The following is an 18240-nucleotide window of genomic DNA, read 5'->3' as shown; positions in this document are numbered from 1 at the left end:
TCAAGAAAAAAACTTTGCTAATCTAATCAATAAAACGGCATTTTAATTAAAAAGATTCTAAATAGCATTACCGCAAAGGATTGCGCAATCGTTTGAGATTTTTTCCCTATTGGACTGAAATTGTTTTTTAGGTTATTTTATCCATCCCAAAACCACCAACCTATATAACCCAATGAATTTAGAACTGGTAAAAGGTATCGATCTGGCCATCATGGTTGTTTATCTGATCGGTATGATTTTCTACGGTCTTTACCATGCCAAACGGCAAAGCTCTGAAGACTATTTTTTAGCAGGAAGGAGTATGACCTGGCCCATAGTGGGTATTTCTCTTTTTGCTGCCAATATTTCCAGTACCACGCTGATAGGTCTTGCTGGAGATGCTTACAGTACGGGAATTTCTGTGTACAACTATGAATGGATGGCTGCCGTGATTCTTGTGTTTTTCAGTGTTTTCTTTTTACCTTTTTACTTAAGTTCCGGGGTATTTACAATGCCCGAATTTCTGGAAAGAAGATATGACAGAAGAAGCAGGTATTATTTTTCCTTAATCACCCTGATAGGCAATGTGCTTATTGAAACTGCGGCAGGGCTTTATGCAGGAAGTCTTATCCTCAAACTGGTCTTTCCAGATGTCAATATGACATTGATCATTATGATTTTGGCCTTTGCGGCTGCAGCCTATACCATCCCAGGAGGGCTTTCTTCTGTTGTCCATACGGAAGTGATCCAGGCGATTTTACTTTTGACAGGATCGCTGATTCTTACTTATGTCACTTTCCAAAAAGTGGGCGGGTGGGAAAATGTAATGGCAGTTACGCCTCCTGACATGGTGAGTTTGATCCGGCCAATTGATGATCCTTCCGTACCCTGGACCGGTCTTTTGTTTGGGGTCCCTCTTTTGGGTTTTTATTTCTGGGCCAACAATCAGTTTATGGTTCAGCGGGTCTTAACAGCAAAAGATCTAAACCATGGCAGATGGGGAGCGCTGTTTGCGGGTCTGCTAAAATTACCGGTCTTGTTTTTCATGGTTCTTCCCGGTACCATGGCGAGGGTCTTATTTCCCGATCTTGACAATCCGGATACTGTCTTCCCGCAATTGGTTTTCAACCTATTGCCTGCTGGGCTGATAGGGCTTCTGATTGCGGGACTATTAGCGGCGATGTCTTCAAGTATCAGCGCTACTTTAAATTCAGCCTCCACTCTGATCACGATGGATTTTGTAAAAAATCTTAGGCCCGGACTTAGCAGTAAACAATTGGTCAGGGTTGGACAAATTTCCACCGTAATTTTGGTACTTCTGGCTGCAGCCTGGACCCCACAGATCGAAAAATTTGATTCACTTTTTAAATACCTTCAAATGGTTGTTGGCCTGATTGCACCGCCTGTCGTGGTCGTCTTTATTTGGGGGATGTTTTGGAAAAGAGGGAACGCTGATGGTGCCTTCTATTCTTTGATTTCTGGTTTTGTAATTGCCGCCATTTTGATAATATTGAAAGTTACGCTACCGGATTTCCCGGTATCCCAATGGCATTTCCTTCATACAGCTCCCCTGCTGTTTGTAATCTGTTCTACAATTTATGTGTTGGTCAGCCTTTCAGGTGACCGTCCTGCTGATGAAAAAATCAGGGATTACACATGGAACAATAAAATTTATACCGACGAGACAGCCTCTTTGAGCCAATTGCCCTGGTACAAAAATTACAGGGTGCTTTCTGTATTTCTTCTCATTTTAACTTTCCTGATTGTATGGTTTTACAGATAGCCAATGACAAAGCTTTACAATTGCTGAGAAATTCAGTTACTGAAAAGGGTTTTTTGGCCTCTACCCTTCCCACGGATAATTACCAGAGGATCTGGGCCAGAGACGGAGTAATCTGTGGATTGGCAGCGCTTGCAAGCCGGGAACAGGATTTGATACAAGCCTTCAAAAACACACTTTTTACGCTGGGTAAACACATCAGTCCTTACGGAAATGTTCCCTCTAATGTCGGTATTCAGGAGTCGCAGGTGAGTTACGGTGGACTTGCAGGAAGGGCAGACACAGGAAGCTGGTGGCTGATTGGATTGAGTTTATATTCTAAATTTACCGGGGATTATTCCCTGATTGAAAAGTTCAAGGATGAGGTCAATAAGGTACATGGGCTCTACCAAGCATGGGAATACAATAATAAAAACCTGATTTATGTTCCTTTGGCAGGAGATTGGGCAGATGAATATATATTGCATGGCTATGTGCTTTATGATCAGGTACTGCGGTATGCAGCGCTCAAGCTCACCGGGCAGCTTTTAGAAAGGCAGGAATGGATAGATAAGGCGGAAGCTGTCAAAATTGCCATTTATGAAAATTATTATCTGAACAAAGCTTGGATCAAATCCGGGATTCATCCGATGGCAAAAACGAAACTCATTGAACGACAGGGCGAGAAACCTTTTTTACCTGCTTCTTTTCATCCGGCCGGTTACCAAGCTTATTTTGATGCTTTGGGAAATGCTTTGGCCATTTTATTCAAGATCCATCCGGATCCTGTGGGATGCCTGGATTGGGGTTTGAACAACTTAGGGGGCTGTGTCCCAGCATTTGCCCCAATTATCCAAAAAGAAAACCCTGACTTCAAATTGCTTGAGGAAAATTATCGCTTTGCTTTTAGAAACAAGCCTTATGAATTCCATAATGGCGGCGTCTGGCCCATGGTCAATGGGTTTTGGGGACTGGCCATGTACTTTTCAAAAGGGAAAACCGAAGGTGAAGGGATATTAGAATTGATCATAGGATTGAATAGAAGAAATGATTGGGAATTCAATGAATGTTTTCACGGAAGATCATACGAACCTTGTGGAGTTCCCTATTGTACCTGGAGTGCGGCTGGGCAGTTGCTTTTAGAGCACACCATTTCTAAAGGATTTTATTTATTGGATTGAAATGGATAAAAAAACCGACATTATCGTCATTGGAGAACTGTTAGTAGACCTGATAGGCCATGAATACAGGGATGAGATTTTTAGAACCCATTCATTTAGAAGATTTCAGGGTGGAAGTCCGGCTAATTTAGGCGCAAATCTTACCAGACTCGGAAAAAATGTACACCTGATAGCCAGTGTGGGAAAAGATGGCATGGGAAAATACCTGATTCATGAGTTGGAAAAGTTGGGCCTGGATAGTTCCGGCATCAAAGAAAGGGAGGATTTTCCCACCTCCTTGGTCCTTTTGTCAAGGACAGAAGGGACACCTGATTTCATTGCTTACAGGGAGGCAGATCATTACATTTTTCCTGAAGATATCCCAGATGAGGTATTGAAGCAAAGCAAAATGTATCATACGACCTGCTTTGCTTTGAGCAGACAACCCGCACAAAGGTCTATCATGGAAGGAGCGATCAGGGCAGAAAGCTTTGGTCTTCAGTTAAGCATTGACCTGAATTATGCACCTGCTATCTGGCCTGACCATATGGAAGCTTTGCATGTGATTGAAAGTTATTGTTCCCTTGGCCCATTTGTAAAAATGAGCCAGGATGATGCAGAGAGAATCTTTAAAAAAGTAATAGCTCCTGAGGAAGCCTTCCGCCAGGTTTTGGACTGGGGAGCCAAAGTGGTCTGCTTGACGCTGGGAAAGAAAGGCAGTAAACTCTGGACTGCTGAGGGTGAAAAAATAGAAGTACCAGCCGAAGAAGTCTTAGTCAAAGGTGATGCAACCGGTGCCGGAGATGCCTATTGGTCAGGATTTCTTGCGGCATGGCTGGATGGGAACAATTGGGAGCAAAGCGTCAAAAAGGCATCAAAAATGGCAGCACTGAAGCTTTCTATAGACGGTCCTTTGCCGGAAAAGGTGGAATTATAAAAATTACCCTACTTCAATGCCTTTGATTTTGAAGTAGGGTTTTTTCTTTTATCTGTCTATATACATCTCTACCCTTCTGTTGATTTCCCTTCCCTGTTCTGTGGCATTATCGGCTATAGGTTTTGATCCTCCCCAACCCGTAATTCTTATCCTTTCAAAATCAATTCCCTTTAAGGTCATATAAGCCCGGATTTTTGAAGCCCGACTCAGAGAAAGTTCCTTATTCAGTTCCGGATCGCCTGCATTGTCCGTGTGCCCTTCCAATCTGATTTTTACCTGCTCGTTTTCCTTCATGAAATCGACCAATAAGTCAAGTTCCTGTATTGATCTTGCATCTGCTAAATCTGCAGTACCTCGGATGAATTGAATATTGCTCAAAACCTTTCTTGCCCCAGCTCTTGCCTGAACCATTTGCAGCGTCTTGTCTTTTAAATGCTGCCATTCTTCTACCGTCAAACTATTTGGTATATAGCCTTTTGCACTAACTTCTATATAATTCCAGTTCCATTTTTCCCATTCCTGCTGCATTTCGTCCTGGTTTTTCAAGACCTTCTTCTCTACATCATCAGCAATGGTAATTCTATAGTCAATTGGCTTCTTGTTTCTCTGATCCCTGATTTGAACAAAATTCAATTCTTCCTCACGGTTGACTTTCTTATCATTGGCAGGGTCAATATTCACCACTTTGGTTTCTTCTGCTATTTCCCTTTTTACAACTGTTTCGGTTTCGACAGTTTTCACTTCTTCCTTTCTAGATTCTACTCGTTTTTCTATAGCAGGAGGACCGGAAATGGAGTCAGGAACGGAACTTACTATCTCTTGTTTTAAGCTATCCGATATGGGCAACTCTTGTTGATCCTGGTTCAGGGCAATAAAATCCTCTGGACTGACTACACTATCTTCCTCGCTTAGGACCAATTTTTCAAAAGCTATCACCATAAAATCCCCCATGCCTTCAGAATTGGAGGTGGTGGTAAATAATGCAAGATCCTCATCATCAAAAATCTTTGCATAATTGGATTCGGATCCTATGGTATTGGCTGTTGATAGTTCTTTGGGCTGGCTCCAGTTTTTCCAACTTTCATCACGTCTTTGGGCATAATAGATATCTTTGCCCCTACCGTTGGCTTTGAAATTGGAGGAAAAATAGAGCGTATTATTGTCATTGGTCAAATAGGGTGTTTGTTCTTGGCCGAAGGTATTGATAATTGGGCCAAGGTTTAAAGGAGTAGTCCATTCTGTTTCTGATTTCTTGAAAGTGATGTAAATATCTTCATTGCCTTCTCCCCCATCTTTTTGTAGGGACATGATAATTGATTTGCCATCTGCGGCAAGTCTCCCACTGAAGTGGGAAGATTGGTTTTTAAAATCCGGTATATTCAATTTTTTTTCATACCTCCAATTGTTACCATTTTTGGAATACATGTGGATTCCCTGTGGCATCTGTTGGCCGTCATGGTATATCAAAATATTGCTGGGACCAGTGAATCCTACTACTACATCATTTCCTGGGGTGGAAAGAGGTTTGATCCTTGCCGGTTTGCTCCATTTACCATTGGAAATGGGTTGGCTCATCCAGATATCTCCTGAATCTGTAGTACCTCCTGTATTTTCCGGATGGTAGCCAACAGAAAAATACAATTCCCCGAGCGGAGATCTTACCGCATGAGATTCGTTATAAGGAGAATTGATTTCAGATAATGGCCTGATATCTTGGGCAAAGGATGCCTTAAAAACTGAAAAAGCAAGCAGTAGGAGGCTGCTTGCTTTTCTAATGGATTTTTTGATTTTCATTATTATTGATCCAATACGATAGCAAACACTAATGGTGCTACGATGGTCGCATCAGATTCAATGATATACTTTGGGGTTTCCAAACCTAATTTACCCCAAGTAATTTTTTCATTGGGAACAGCTCCAGAATAAGAACCATAGGATGTGGTGGAATCTGAAATCTGACAGAAATAACCCCACAATGGAACATTATCACGCTGTAAATCCTGGTGCAACATCGGCACTACGCAAATAGGGAAATCACCTGCGATACCGCCGCCGATCTGGAAGAAACCTACCGTACTTTCTTCTTTGGCATTGTTGGTGTACCATTCTGCTAAAAAGATCATGTACTCGATTCCACTTCTTACCGTGTGGACATTTTTAATGTCCCCTGAAATCACGTGTCCGGCGTACATATTACCCAAAGTGGAATCTTCCCATCCTGGAACTACCATTGGTAGATTCTTTTTGGCAGCTTCCAAAAGCCAGGAATTTTTTGGGTCGATCTGGAAGGATTCGTCCAGTTTGCCTGAAAGAAGGATTTTATAGAAAAACTCATGTGGAAAATAACTTTCTCCAGCTTGGTCTGCTTTCATCCACTCTTCCAGGATCACGTTTTCGATCCTTCTCATGGCTTCCATTTCGGGAATGCAGGTATCAGTTACCCTATTCATATGACGCTCAAGCAAATCTTGTTCCTGTTCTGGTGAAAGATCCCTATAATTTGGAATTCTTTCATAATAATTGTGCGCAACCAGGTTAAAAACGTCTTCTTCAAGGTTGGCACCCGTACAGGAAATGATCTGAACTTTATCCTGACGGATCATTTCTGCCAGGGAAATTCCAAGTTCTGCTGTGGACATGGCACCTGCAAGGGTAATCATCATTTTGCCATTATTGTCCAAATGTGCTTTATAACCTTCTGCTGCATCAATTAGGGCAGCAGCATTGAAGTGTCTGTAATTATGTTTTAAAAATTCTGTAATTTTCATGATAATACTTTTTTTGACGAGGTGCAAAAGTACCAATTTATCTGACATGAAAAAAGCCCTGAGATTTCAGGGCTTTCATACAACCAATTTCAGTTGTAATTATTTTTTCTCAGCTGGTTTTTTCTCTTCAGCATATTTTTTATTTAATCCTGCAATTACATCTTCTGTAACATCCAATGCCTTCTTGGAGTACCAAATGGCTCCACCTCTGGTATAGGATAGGATCATCTCCAGGTCTTTTTCTTCAGCATACTGGGTAAGGTATTCCTGAACTTTGTCATAGACATCTGAGTACAATTTCGCTTCATCCGCTGAAAGTTCCTGCATCAGGTTGTCCCTGTAAGTCATTAGGTTTCTTTCTTTCCTTACCAGTTCTTCCTGTTTTGCCCTGGCTTGATTCATGGTCATGGAAGAGGCAGTCTGCTCAAAATTGGCAACTTCTTGCTCAAATCCTCTTGCCCTGCTGCTCAGATCACTTTCGAATTTTTTTTCCTTTTTCAGTGATTTCTTCAGATTTTTCTTTATAAAAATCGAATTTTGAAATGACAGAATCTGTCAATACATAAGCAATTTTTAAATCTGAAATGCTTACTTCACCAGTTGCTCCAGAACCAGTGCTACCGTTGGAAGACTGTCCTTGTTGGTTGCAAGATGTTAAGGTAATCGCAGCGACACCTAAAAAACCTAATACTTTAGCTAATTTTTTCACGATTTTGACTTATTTTTCAACTTTGCGCAAAGATAAACAAAGTATCGAAACAACAAATTTTAGCGGGCCGGGGAACTGTTAAAATGCGTTAATACTGCTATTTTAGCTTGTCTATCTTACTTTTGAACACGGTAGCTTGCCCAAAAAGAGACAATCCCGCAAAAAATATGGCCAATGCCAGGGTTCCCAAACCAAACCAGGATAGGAATCCAGCGTCATCCCATTTCAGGATGGTAGCTTCGCCCATTAGGCTAAGGCCAAAACCCATCAATAGTATACCGCTGACCGCATAGGCCAGCCATTTTTCCTTCAATTTCTTTTTCATATTGTTTTAAAAGAATATATCCTGTGCCAATCTGTAAGTATTGGCATGCGCCTCTACAATTTGGCTAATTTTATGGGAATACCCACCTCCCATGCAGCACATAATAGGAATATGGTGCCTTTTTGCAGCTTCCAATACTTTTCTATCCCTTTCTTTACAACCTTGGATACTCAAGCCTAACCTTCCTAATTTATCTGAGGCCAGTACATCTACACCTGATTGGAAAATAATGAAATCCGGTTCAACTTTATCAATCAAAGGCTCTAAGTATTGCTCCAATATACTAAGATATTCCTGATCTTCTATTTTATCCGGAAGGCCAATGTCAAGATCAGATTTTTCTTTGTGCATGGGATAGTTGGCTGCGCCATGCATACTGAAAGTAAATACCTTGGGTTCTTTTTGGAAAATTTCAGCAGTACCGTTTCCCTGGTGTACATCCAGATCCACTACTAAAATCTTTTTTGAAAGCCTATTGTCGAGTAAATAATTGGCTGTGATGGCGATATCGTTTAAAAGGCAGAAACCTTCTCCCCTGTCAGAAAATGCATGGTGCGTTCCTCCTGCAATATTCATGGCCACACCAAATTCTAAAGCATATAAGGCTGCCTGAACCGAGCCGTGCATGATGTGGATCTCCCTTTCAACCAGTTCTTTACTCAATGGAAATCCTGTTTTTCTGATTTCAGATTTGCTGAGAGACAATTGCTCCAGTTTTTCCAAATAGCTTTTTTTGTGGGTATTGAGAATCCAATCCTTGCTTAAGGCTTCCGGAGTAAAGAAGTTTTCATCTTTTACAGTGCCTTCGTAAAGCAACTGTTCAGGAAGGAGATTGTATTTTTCCATTGGAAATCTATGTCCTTCCGGTAAAGGATGGCAATATTTCGGAGACCAGGCAATCTTTAACATAGATATAAAAAGCGCTTGTCAGCAATAACAAGCGCTCGGGGGAATTGTTAGTGGTGCTATTAAATCTTTTTCTCCCTAACTAAGCATCTTCCTCTTCTTCAGACTGGAAGCTATATAAGGTGTCATCCAAAACCAAAGTGTCATCATTGAAATCTTTGACAAATTTCGCAATCACCTTATCATCGATGTATTCCAGATTGAGAGCAGCATCCAAGCCAATACCATAATCATGGTTGGTATCAATATCCACAAACTCCTGGACCTTTACCGCTTCCTCTTCTTCCATCTCCATAATGATTTCTGTAATGAACCAACCAATCTCCTCTTCTTCACTGCTTAGGGGCTTCAGATTACCGTTTTCATCTTCTTCATATTTTATTCCCTTAAAATTCGGGAATTTTTTAGCCGCCTCATGCTCTGCCAGTTCATATAATTCAGAGGAATGATGCAGGCGAAGGGTGTAAAGGGCCGCATCATAGATGACTTCTTTACCCTCATACATTCCTACAAAATAAAAATTGACAAATTCATCACTGTTATCTTCTGATTCATTGATTTTGTAAGTTTTTTTGGAGGCAGCCAATTCTTTTTTTAAAGCCTCGATATGTTCAGGGTTAAAGCCTTCGTTTTGGTATTTCATAGTATTTAGGTCTGGGTTTTTAAACACAACATACAATTCTTTTAGTTAATTTGAAAACAGGAAAACAAAAATTGTGTGTTTTTTTTTATTTGGAATTAATTTACAAGGATTTGGCGAAAAAAAAAATGATGGACTTTAAAAAAGATGATGAATTTATTTCAGAGCTTTTGAAAGCTGATGAAGGGGAAGTGCTTGATTTTAAGCAAAGTATAAATAAATCTTCCAAGATTGCTAAAACCATGGTAGCATTTGCCAATACCAAAGGAGGGAAAATTGCCATTGGAATTTCGGACCGCAAAAAGATAACCGGTATCGATGTGGATGAAGAATTGTTTATGATCGAAAAAGCCAATAAGGAGTATTGTTTCCCCCCAGTAGAATTTTCATATGAGGTATATGAGATTGACCGCATCGAAGGAAAAGAACTGGTAGAAGAACTCCATGTGCTCATTATAAACGTTTTAGCTTCCTCACAGGGTCATTTTTACAAAAATCCAGACAGTTCTTTAACCAGGTATGTCAGAGTTAAAGACGAATCAGTGCCTGTTTGACCAGGCCTATTCTCCAAGTGAAACACCCAGAAGCGAATTGATCAGTCCAAGGATAAGTCCAAATAGTAATGCCCACCAGAAACCATCAACCGAAAAACCCGGAACGATTGCCGCTGCAATTAAAATAAGTATTGCATTCAAAGCCAATAGAAAAAGACCTAATGTCAATATAGTAATAGGTATGGTCAAAAGTATCAAAAGGGGTTTTATGGTAATGTTCAGCAAGGCTATCAAGGCTGCCACCACAATGGCAGTCAAAAAACTTTCCACATGAACCCCAGGAAGAATGTACTGGGCAATCAGTACTGCAATACCTGCCAATACAAGCTGGAGGAGGATATTTATAGTATCTCTGGATTTGCTCATCATTTATGCTTTATTACCTAAAATTTTTAATGCTCTATCCAAATATATAAGGTATTATCCGATAAAGGGACTTTTTGCATATATATTTCAAAAGTTTGGTTCAAATATTCAAGCCTGACACTTATCTTTGCTTCGTTTTCATTATTAAAATATCTATCAAGTGATTCTAATTGTATTCTTCCTGCTACATTGGTATTTCTCCTTGTTTTGCCAGAGTTTCTTCCTACACAGGTATGCAGCACACCAAATGTTTTCTATGACAAAATTTTGGGAAAGGTTCTTTTATATCTTCACCTGGATCTGTCAGGGCAGTTCTTATCTTTCTCCAAGGGCTTATGCCATTCTTCACAGAATGCACCACGCCTACAGTGATACTCCCAAAGATCCCCACAGCCCACATCATACCGAAAACCTCTTCACCATGATGTGGAAAACAAAAAATATCTACAATGATTATTTTACTTTCAAACTGAAACCTGAAGAGAGATTTTCAAAGGATGTTCCGGATTGGGGCAAGTTTGATCTTTTTGCCGATTCCATGGCGGCCAGGTTTGGTTGGGGTGTTTTTTATGTACTGGTTTATGTTTTGAGTATTTCTGTATTTGAATTACCCGGGACACATTGGTGGATGTATTTCCTTTTGCCTATACATTTTTTGATGGGGCCCGTTCATGGAGCCATAGTAAACTGGAGCGGTCATAAATATGGGTATGCCAATTTTGACAATAATGACAAATCCAAAAACAGCCTGTTATTGGATGTGTTAATGTTGGGTGAACTTTTCCAAAATAACCATCACAAATTGCCCAACAGGCCAAATTTTGCTGTGAAATGGTACGAATTTGACCCTACCTATCCGATTGTTAAATTACTTCATGCAACAGGAATAATTAAGCTAAGGACCAGTTGATCAAAGTCAGATTTTAGATTTAAGCCTGCTGAATGCAGGCTTTTTTATTGCACTTTCACGTAAGAAAGTAAAATAAAATTAAACGTTTGTTTTATGCCTAAAAAAATAGTATTAAATTTGTTGTTACCGATAGAAAGATTTATTCCAATTTTTTGGAAATAACAAACTAAATTGATAAGTTGGAAACGAATTTAAACTTAAACACTATTATGAGAGAATTAACCAGAGCAGAAGAGCAAATCATGCAAATCCTATGGGATATCGAGAAAGGTTTCGTCAAAGATATCCTTGAAAAAATGTCAGAGCCAAAGCCGGCTTACAACACAGTTTCCACTATCGTCCGTATCCTGGAAAGAAAAGGCTTTGTAAGTCATAAGGCCTATGGCAAATCACACGAGTACTTCCCAATTGTGTCTAAAGACGAATACAGAAGTTTCTCGATTAAAAACCTACTTTCCGGCTATTTCAGCAATTCATTCTCGAAATTGGCTTCTTTCTTTGCAAAAGATAAGAATCTTGATGTGAAAGAAATTGAAAAGATTTTGAGTGAAGTGAAGGAGGAAGTAAAAAAATAGCCCATGGCTGTTTTTTTGGACTATATCTGGCAGAGCACTTTCTGCATGTTGGTTTTCTTTGGGATCTATTGGCTGTTCCTTAGAAATGAAAAAGCGCTGAAGGTCACCCGGATTTATCTTCTGATAAGCCCTTTACTGGCATTGACCTTACCCTTGGTAAGTATTCCAGTCAGTTTTGCAAAACCAGATATATCCTTAGAGCAAACACAATTTTATCGGGCGCTTTTTCTTCAGGAAGCGTCCGATAACATTGTTGCCACTTTCGGCCTTCCCGAAGTGACAGTTCAAAGCACCAAGCTACCTGTAATTTGGGGAATGTTGGATTATGCTTTGTTTTTTTATCTTTTTATACTTTTTCTACTGATTTTTAAGCTGTTCTGGATGTTTTTGCAGCTTCGTCTCCTCAAAGAAAAGGGATGGTACCAGACCACTTATAACCTGAAAAACAATTATTTTCTGATTCCAACATTTGGATTAGCACCTTTCTTTTCCCATTTCAACAAATTGTTTTGGGATGACACCCAAAATCTGAAAAAAGAGGAAAGGGAACAGATTCTTAAACATGAAATTGAGCACATTCGGCAAGGGCACTCTTATGATCTCTTTTATTATCAGGTTCTTTGCACCGTTTTTTGGTTCAATCCGGGCATTTACCTGATGCGATCTGCTCTGGTGGATGTACATGAATACCTTGCAGATGATGAAGTACTGGCTAAAATTTCCAATAAAGAAATTTATCCAAAATTGATTGTCAAGGTGGCATTTAAGGGAATAGATCTTCCTATCGGTAATTATTTCGTAAGATCAACAACCCTTAAACGTTTATTAATGATGAAAAAGACATCAAAAGTCAATTGGTTGAAAATCCTGATGGTTCTGCCCATGTCACTGTTAATGATTGGATTGGTATCCATGAAAACAGAAACTGGCTTAGGATTAATGGTAAGCCATGTCACTGATAATATTGAGGCAATACAAAGCCAATTGAAATCCTCACAGGATTCCCTGGATGTAAATATAAAGGTGAAAAGGATTCCAAACCCGGTTCACTATGAATTGATCGGTAAACTTGAAAACGGTCAACTGAAAGCCCAAATCGGGGAACTTCAGTATGAATTTTCCAATATTTCTTCGGATGAAGACTATATAAAAGTCAGGGGATTGATCAAGTCACTCAGGAATACCTCCGTTCATTTTAAACAATATGACAACACGCTGAAGCGCTATCAGGTAGATGAACCCGCCAGGCCCAAGGAAGGAATGGAGGGATGGTATGGTAATTTACTCAATGGGATTGAAAGTCCTCAAAAAGAACTTGAACTTGGTCTCGGAGGGATTCTTGAGGTAGAATTTATAATTAAAGAAACGGGTGAAATTTCACAACCTGTCATCAAAACCAGTTTTGGAGGAGGTATGGATGAAAAAGTTCTTGAAGCATTTGAAAAGATCAGCGATACCTGGTTGCCCGCCAAGAAAAACGGCAAACCAGTTTCCATGGTCAATTCCATTTCTTTTGCCTTTTATCCTGATAAGCCAGTGGCCCAAACTGAAGCCCATGAGTTTTTCCGCTCTTCAACCCAAAGAAATCAGCTTCAACCCAAATTTTATGATGACCAGGAGGTATTTGATGTGGTGGAAAATTCCCCTGAATTCAGAGGAGGTTTTGAAGCATGGAACAATTACCTAAGGTCAAACCTCTCCTACCCGGAATCTGCCCGCCTGAATGGCATTGAGGGAACTGTTTACCTTGTTTTTGTTATCAATAAGGATGGGAAAGTTGAAAATCCGGAAATCTTGAGAGGTGTGGGTTTTGGATTAGATCAGGAAGCCTTGAGGGTGGTCAGCGAAAGTCCTGACTGGTTACCTGGCTACCAAAAAGGCCAAGCAGTGAATGTAAGGATGCGCCTGCCTGTAAGGTTCAAGCTTCCCGAAAATGAGGCTACAACCCAGCTATCAGGAATAGCTCTAACTTCTAAAAATTCAAATTCTTCCATGGATGCCAAATATGGGTACAATTCTGAAGACTCAAGACCAAACCTTAAAGGTGCTGTTGCGAATTGGACAGTAAATACGGAACATGGTGTGAAATTTAAGAAGCAATCCCCTAATGATGTGCTTTTTGTGATTGATGGGGTGGCATTACCTGACTTCAATCCTGAAAAGGATATAAAACCCAATCAAATTAAAAGCATGGAAATCGTAAGAGGAGAAAGTGCTTTGGAAATGTTTCCAAATCACCACAAAAAAGCAGCGAATGGAGCAATCCTGATCAATACAAAAAAATAAAATTTGAGGCTGTCTAATTTTGGAAGGATTGAATAAGACCAAATAGTTCAGACAGCCTCTATTTTTTATTTTAAGTTAAGTTTTCCTTGGGAAGCGCCAAATAGATTGGCCATTCTGTAAAGAACCCTTGCTCCCACGTTTCCATCCCATTCATTACCTTCTGGTCCCGGAGCTACTTCTACCAGGTCAAAACCAATGATTTTTTTGCCAGCTTTGACCACCTGTTTCATCAGGTAAAGCACCTGTTCCATCTCAAATCCTCCCGCTACAGGGGTTCCGGTATGTGGGCACAATTTAGGATCCAGTCCGTCAATGTCTATAGTAATATAAACGTCCTGTGGCAATTGTTCCACGATATCATCACAGATGATTTTCCAGGCCTTGCCTTCATACATTTCCTCTTTGATGTCCTTATCATAAAAAGTATAAATCCTGTTGTTTTCCTTCGCCATGATGGCTTCTTCCTGACAATAATCCCGGATTCCAACCTGAACCAGCTTGCTTATTTGCGGTAATTTTAGCGCATTGTAGCTAATGGAAGCATGAGAAAACTCAAAATTCTCATAGGACTTGCGGAGGTCGGCATGGGCATCTATCTGGAGGATTCCAAAGCTGTTGTATTCCTCACTGAGCGCTTTGATGAAACCCAGAGGAGTACTGTGGTCCCCTCCTACCAAAGCGACCAATTTTCCCTTTTCACGAAACTTTTTTGCCTGGTTATAGACCCATTCATTCATTTCAGCACTTGCCTTATTGATGATATCCGGAACTGCAGCAAAACGCTCTTGTTCTTCATCCGGTGAACCCGCTTCTAACCACTCGATGTAATTTCTGGATAATATCCTGTAATTACTGCTTAAGGTGGCTATATCTTCCGGAATGGGAAGCATATAGATCCCCATCTTCCAGGCATCATGTATGTCATCCTGAAAGAGGTCTACCTGATAGGAAGCATTCAAAATTGCCTCAGGTCCTTCAGCAGTCCCAGGAGAATAAGAAACCGTAACCTCCCAAGGAACAGGAATAAGGATTAGGTCTGCTGTTTCTTCATCAAAAGGCAATCCAAAAATACCTTCGTGAGAACTTACCCCATTGGGGTTAAATGATTCGATAATTCTGTGCTTTAAAGTCATATTGAGGTTTTAAAAGGTTAAAGGTTATCCTTTAAACAAGTAAACACTTCTTGAAGAAATGTTTTCATGCACTTGGTTAGGTTTACCTTACAAACTTTTTGTAGATTGTTTTGTGGCCTTTAAGAAAATATTGGCTGTAAATTTATTGATTTTATCATAGGGTTAAAAACAATTGGCCAAGCGAATCAAAAGAGGAAACGCTAAGCAGAAGACCTTTCCAAGAAGCCTTTCACTGTATGATTTCAATCAAGCCAGCTGTGTTTTGTCCTACAGAAGCCCAGTCTTCCATATAAATTTCCAGTTTGGCCAACATGCCAGGTTTCATAATGAGGTACGTTTCCCCGCTCAAAAAGGTTGCCAAAGCAGATATTCCGGGATTATGTCCAACGATCAACAAGTTTTGAATACTTGCATCTGTTTGATTGATCACACGAAGAATAGTTTTGGGGTCGGCCTCATATAAATCAGGGAAACTGTCAGATTTTTTACATGTCAGGATAGAAGAAAGAATCCTGGCAGTTTCCATTGTCCTTTTGGAACTGCTGCTTACCATCAGGTCCAATTCGACCCCACTTTTGAAAAGTTCAACTGCCAGTCTATTGATTTGTTTTTTTCCTTTATCTGTAAGGGGCCGTTCGTAATCACCTATTTGACCAAAACCAGGTTCGGCCTCCCCATGTCGGAGTAGATAGAGTACTTTTTTGGAGTTCGCCATAATCTTTTTTAAGGAGAAGTAAACTTACAAATTATCAATCCAAAGATCAGATCAAATTCGACTAAATTTGGAAACGAATATTATGCCATCTATTTTTAGGCTTTTATTTGGGTGGTGTTATTGGCCATTCTTTAAATTTCAGCGTTTATGTCAAAAAATTTAGTGATCGTGGAGTCGCCTGCCAAGGCCAAAACTATAGAAGGTTATTTAGGAAAAGATTTTAAAGTTGCTTCCAGCTATGGCCATGTCCGGGACCTTCCTAAAGGTGATAAGGCCATAGATATAAAAAATCGATTCAAACCCACTTATGAGGTGACGCCTGATAAAAAAGAAGTCATCAAACAGTTGAAAAATTTAGTAAAAGACGCTGAAACCATCTACCTGGCAAGTGACGATGACCGTGAGGGGGAAGCCATTTCTTGGCACCTGAAAGAAGTACTCAATTTAAAAGATGAGAATACCAAAAGGATTGTATTTAGGGAAATCACAAAAAATGCGATTACCAAAGCCATCCAAAATCCAAGGAAAATCGACATTGATTTGGTCAATGCCCAACAGGCAAGAAGGATTCTTGACCGATTGGTAGGATTTGAGCTGTCTCCAATTCTTTGGAAGAAAATTAAAACAGGCCTTTCTGCCGGAAGAGTGCAGTCTGTAGCCGTGCGTTTGATAGTAGAAAGAGAGAGAGAGATTGAAAAATTCAAATCGAAATCTTCTTTTCGGATTACTGCAATTTTTGATGTGGATGGCAAATCCCTTTTAGCAGAGCTTCCCAAAAAATTTGAAACCAAAGAAGAAGCAGAGGAATTCTTAAAGAAATGCCTGGGGGCACAGTTCAAAATAGAAAACCTTGAGACCAAACCCGGCAAAAAATCCCCTGCTCCCCCCTTTACCACTTCCACCTTACAGCAGGAAGCAAGCCGTAAATTGTATTTTTCAGTAGCCCAGACCATGTCAGTAGCCCAAAAGCTCTATGAAGCAGGAAAGATCACTTACATGAGGACGGATAGTGTCAACCTCTCCGAAGATGCCATGCAGGCAGCCAAAACGGAAATTTTTGCTGCTTATGGAGCGGATTTTCATCAGCCCAGAAAATATACCACAAAAACCGAAGGAGCTCAGGAAGCCCACGAAGCCATAAGGCCTACGGATTTTTCAAAGCATGAGATTTCTGGGGACCGAAATGAGCAAAGGTTATACGAGCTGATCTGGAAGAGAGCCATTGCATCCCAAATGGCCGATGCCAAATTGGAAAAGACAGTTGCTACTATTGGCATTTCCACCACAGCAGAGAAACTGGTAGCTAGCGGTGAATTGGTAAAATTTGAAGGATTCCTGAAGGTCTACATGGAGAGTACTGATGATGAACAGGATGATGAGGAAAATGGGAACAAAGGACTCCTCCCTCCGCTTTCAGTAGGTCAAATCCTTCAACTTGTTGAAATGAAAGGAAGGGAAACTTTCTCCCGCCCTGCTCCAAGATACACAGAAGCTTCTTTGGTAAAGAAACTGGAGGAAATGGGTATCGGGCGTCCTTCCACTTACGCTCCCACCATTTCTACGATACAAAAGAGGGATTATGTGGTCAAAGAATCGAGAGAAGGCACCGAAAGAAAATACCTTGAAATGAAGATTTCAAAGGATGGTTTTTCAAAAAGTGAAAAAACTGAAATTACCGGCGCTGATAAAAATAAACTTTTCCCTACCAATATTGCTATGGTAGTGAATGATTTTCTGGTAGAACACTTTCCCAATGTGATTGATTATTCTTTTACTGCTAAGGTGGAAAAAGAGTTTGATGATATTGCCCATGGTCAACAGGATTGGCAGGACATGATTGAAAATTTCTACGGAAAATTTCATACACGAGTAGAAGAGACTGCCAATGTGGCCCGTGCCGATATTAACAGCTCAAGAGAACTTGGAAAGGATCCAAAAACCGGTAAACCAGTAATTGCACGCTTGGGCAGGTTTGGGCCACTTGTTCAGATTGGAGACCAGGAAGATGAAGATAAGCAGTTTGCCAGTATGAAAAAGGGGCAGTTTATAGAAAACATTACCCTGGAAGAAGCTTTGGAACTGTTTAAACTACCCAGAGAAATCGGTGAGTTTGAAGGAAAAAAAATGGTGGTTGGAGTCGGAAAGTTTGGTCCTTATGTCAGACACGATAATAAATTTGTTTCGTTGAAAAAGGGCCAAGACCCATTGGCCATTACCGAGGCAGAAGCTATTCAGCTTATTGAAGAAAAACGGGATGCAGATGAGAAAAAGCATATCAAAACCTTTGAAGAAAATCCTGAAATCCAGATACTCAATGGCAGATGGGGGCCTTATATCAAGTTTGGAAAGAACAATTTCAAAATTCCAAAAGGCAAAGAAGCTGAAAGTTTAACTTATGCTGAAGCAATAGAAATTATTGAAAATCAACATGTAAAGAAAACAGGTAAGTTTGTGAAAAAGAAAGCTTAGGAAAAAAAGCGGACCAGTTCGGTTCGCTTTTTTATTTGAATTTTGTCTT

18 protein-coding genes are annotated in these 18240 nt (G+C 40.2%); 8 read left to right on the top strand and 10 right to left on the bottom strand.

Annotated elements, in window-relative coordinates; genetic code table 11:
* Nucleotides 1–172 precede the first annotated feature (172 nt).
* The 3 genes from BC751_RS15420 to BC751_RS15410 are packed head-to-tail and all read left to right on the top strand — an operon-like array spanning nt 173 to nt 3835.
* A complete protein-coding gene (locus BC751_RS15420; RefSeq protein WP_130276431.1) occupies nt 173–1762 on the top strand; it encodes a sodium:solute symporter in 1590 nt (529 codons plus the stop codon).
* The gene (locus BC751_RS15415) at nt 1747–2919 is read left to right on the top strand and encodes a glycoside hydrolase 100 family protein (RefSeq protein ID WP_130276430.1); all 1173 of its coding nucleotides are present in this window, start codon (nt 1747–1749) and stop codon (nt 2917–2919) included. Before BC751_RS15420 ends, BC751_RS15415 begins: the two co-directional genes overlap by 16 nt.
* A 1-nt stretch (nt 2920) precedes the next feature.
* A complete protein-coding gene (locus BC751_RS15410; RefSeq protein ID WP_130276429.1) occupies nt 2921–3835 on the top strand; it encodes a carbohydrate kinase family protein in 915 nt (304 codons plus the stop codon).
* Nucleotides 3836–3883: 48 nt separating this feature from the next.
* On the opposite strand, the gene BC751_RS15405 is transcribed toward BC751_RS15410, so the two are convergent.
* The 7 genes from BC751_RS15405 to BC751_RS15380 all read right to left on the bottom strand — a co-directional run bounded on the left by BC751_RS15405 (nt 3884) and on the right by BC751_RS15380 (nt 9186).
* Nucleotides 3884–5629 (bottom strand): OmpA family protein, encoded by a 1746-nt coding sequence (locus BC751_RS15405; protein ID WP_130276428.1) that lies wholly within the window; start codon nt 5627–5629, stop codon nt 3884–3886.
* Between the two features lie 2 nt (nt 5630–5631).
* Complete coding sequence (locus BC751_RS15400; RefSeq protein ID WP_130276427.1) at nt 5632–6603, bottom strand: deoxyhypusine synthase family protein; 972 nt, start codon at nt 6601–6603, stop codon at nt 5632–5634.
* A 99-nt stretch (nt 6604–6702) separates the two neighbouring features.
* Nucleotides 6703–7074, bottom strand: coding sequence for an OmpH/Skp family outer membrane protein (locus BC751_RS22675; RefSeq protein WP_341272859.1), 372 nt, complete (start codon nt 7072–7074; stop codon nt 6703–6705).
* 1 nt (nt 7075) lies between these two features.
* Nucleotides 7076–7312 carry a hypothetical protein gene (locus BC751_RS22670; protein WP_341272846.1) on the bottom strand — a complete coding sequence of 79 codons (237 nt, stop codon included), beginning with the start codon at nt 7310–7312 and terminating at the stop codon, nt 7076–7078.
* Nucleotides 7313–7409: 97 nt separating this feature from the next.
* Nucleotides 7410–7637 (bottom strand): hypothetical protein, encoded by a 228-nt coding sequence (locus tag BC751_RS15390; RefSeq protein ID WP_130276426.1) that lies wholly within the window; start codon nt 7635–7637, stop codon nt 7410–7412.
* Nucleotides 7638–7643: 6 nt separating this feature from the next.
* A complete protein-coding gene (locus tag BC751_RS15385; RefSeq protein ID WP_130276425.1) occupies nt 7644–8546 on the bottom strand; it encodes a histone deacetylase family protein in 903 nt (300 codons plus the stop codon).
* 79 nt (nt 8547–8625) lie between these two features.
* Nucleotides 8626–9186 carry a hypothetical protein gene (locus BC751_RS15380; protein WP_130276424.1) on the bottom strand — a complete coding sequence of 187 codons (561 nt, stop codon included), beginning with the start codon at nt 9184–9186 and terminating at the stop codon, nt 8626–8628.
* A 125-nt stretch (nt 9187–9311) separates the two neighbouring features.
* Here BC751_RS15380 and BC751_RS15375 point away from each other — a divergent pair, with 125 nt between their 5' ends.
* The gene (locus BC751_RS15375) at nt 9312–9737 is read left to right on the top strand and encodes an AlbA family DNA-binding domain-containing protein (RefSeq protein WP_242617495.1); all 426 of its coding nucleotides are present in this window, start codon (nt 9312–9314) and stop codon (nt 9735–9737) included.
* A gap of 6 nt (nt 9738–9743) precedes the next feature.
* On the opposite strand, the gene BC751_RS15370 is transcribed toward BC751_RS15375, so the two are convergent.
* Nucleotides 9744–10103, bottom strand: a complete 360-nt coding sequence (locus BC751_RS15370; protein WP_130276423.1) for a phage holin family protein — start codon at nt 10101–10103, stop codon at nt 9744–9746.
* Between the two features lie 160 nt (nt 10104–10263).
* On the opposite strand from BC751_RS15370, the gene BC751_RS15365 reads away from it, so the two are divergent.
* From BC751_RS15365 to BC751_RS15355, 3 genes are all read left to right on the top strand, one after another.
* Nucleotides 10264–11013: an acyl-CoA desaturase gene (locus BC751_RS15365; RefSeq protein WP_130276422.1), complete on the top strand. Its 750-nt coding sequence runs from the start codon at nt 10264–10266 to the stop codon at nt 11011–11013.
* A gap of 209 nt (nt 11014–11222) precedes the next feature.
* Nucleotides 11223–11588, top strand: a complete 366-nt coding sequence (locus tag BC751_RS15360) for a BlaI/MecI/CopY family transcriptional regulator (protein WP_130276421.1) — start codon at nt 11223–11225, stop codon at nt 11586–11588.
* A gap of 3 nt (nt 11589–11591) precedes the next feature.
* Nucleotides 11592–13874, top strand: coding sequence for a TonB family protein (locus tag BC751_RS15355; RefSeq protein WP_130276420.1), 2283 nt, complete (start codon nt 11592–11594; stop codon nt 13872–13874).
* Between the two features lie 65 nt (nt 13875–13939).
* Here the strand turns inward: BC751_RS15355 and BC751_RS15350 are convergent, their stop codons facing one another.
* Complete coding sequence (locus BC751_RS15350) at nt 13940–15007, bottom strand: agmatinase family protein (protein ID WP_130276419.1); 1068 nt, start codon at nt 15005–15007, stop codon at nt 13940–13942.
* Between the two features lie 229 nt (nt 15008–15236).
* Nucleotides 15237–15722: a SixA phosphatase family protein gene (locus BC751_RS15345; RefSeq protein ID WP_130276418.1), complete on the bottom strand. Its 486-nt coding sequence runs from the start codon at nt 15720–15722 to the stop codon at nt 15237–15239.
* 147 nt (nt 15723–15869) lie between these two features.
* Here BC751_RS15345 and topA point away from each other — a divergent pair, with 147 nt between their 5' ends.
* Nucleotides 15870–18191, top strand: a complete 2322-nt coding sequence (gene topA / locus BC751_RS15340; RefSeq protein ID WP_130276417.1) for a type I DNA topoisomerase — start codon at nt 15870–15872, stop codon at nt 18189–18191.
* The last annotated feature ends 49 nt before the right edge of the window (nt 18192–18240 follow it).

Source organism: Cecembia calidifontis (assembly GCF_004216715.1).
GTDB classification, from domain to species: domain Bacteria; phylum Bacteroidota; class Bacteroidia; order Cytophagales; family Cyclobacteriaceae; genus Cecembia_A; species Cecembia_A calidifontis.
Note: the sequence above shows the minus strand (reverse complement) of the source record. Positions and strands in the feature narration are given on the sequence as shown.

Excerpts from the sequence above, each read along its gene's own strand:
- BC751_RS15420 (WP_130276431.1), top strand. The coding sequence starts at position 173 with ATGAATTTAGAACTGGTAAAAGGTATCGATCTGGCCATCATGGTTGTT.
- BC751_RS15415 (WP_130276430.1), top strand. The coding sequence starts at position 1,747 with ATGGTTTTACAGATAGCCAATGACAAAGCTTTACAATTGCTGAGAAAT.
- BC751_RS15410 (WP_130276429.1), top strand. The coding sequence starts at position 2,921 with ATGGATAAAAAAACCGACATTATCGTCATTGGAGAACTGTTAGTAGAC.
- BC751_RS15405 (WP_130276428.1), bottom strand. The coding sequence starts at position 5,629 with ATGAAAATCAAAAAATCCATTAGAAAAGCAAGCAGCCTCCTACTGCTT.
- BC751_RS15400 (WP_130276427.1), bottom strand. The coding sequence starts at position 6,603 with ATGAAAATTACAGAATTTTTAAAACATAATTACAGACACTTCAATGCT.
- BC751_RS15390 (WP_130276426.1), bottom strand. The coding sequence starts at position 7,637 with ATGAAAAAGAAATTGAAGGAAAAATGGCTGGCCTATGCGGTCAGCGGT.
- BC751_RS15385 (WP_130276425.1), bottom strand. The coding sequence starts at position 8,546 with ATGTTAAAGATTGCCTGGTCTCCGAAATATTGCCATCCTTTACCGGAA.
- BC751_RS15380 (WP_130276424.1), bottom strand. The coding sequence starts at position 9,186 with ATGAAATACCAAAACGAAGGCTTTAACCCTGAACATATCGAGGCTTTA.
- BC751_RS15375 (WP_242617495.1), top strand. The coding sequence starts at position 9,312 with ATGATGGACTTTAAAAAAGATGATGAATTTATTTCAGAGCTTTTGAAA.
- BC751_RS15370 (WP_130276423.1), bottom strand. The coding sequence starts at position 10,103 with ATGAGCAAATCCAGAGATACTATAAATATCCTCCTCCAGCTTGTATTG.
- BC751_RS15360 (WP_130276421.1), top strand. The coding sequence starts at position 11,223 with ATGAGAGAATTAACCAGAGCAGAAGAGCAAATCATGCAAATCCTATGG.
- BC751_RS15355 (WP_130276420.1), top strand. The coding sequence starts at position 11,592 with ATGGCTGTTTTTTTGGACTATATCTGGCAGAGCACTTTCTGCATGTTG.
- BC751_RS15350 (WP_130276419.1), bottom strand. The coding sequence starts at position 15,007 with ATGACTTTAAAGCACAGAATTATCGAATCATTTAACCCCAATGGGGTA.
- BC751_RS15345 (WP_130276418.1), bottom strand. The coding sequence starts at position 15,722 with ATGGCGAACTCCAAAAAAGTACTCTATCTACTCCGACATGGGGAGGCC.
- topA (WP_130276417.1), top strand. The coding sequence starts at position 15,870 with ATGTCAAAAAATTTAGTGATCGTGGAGTCGCCTGCCAAGGCCAAAACT.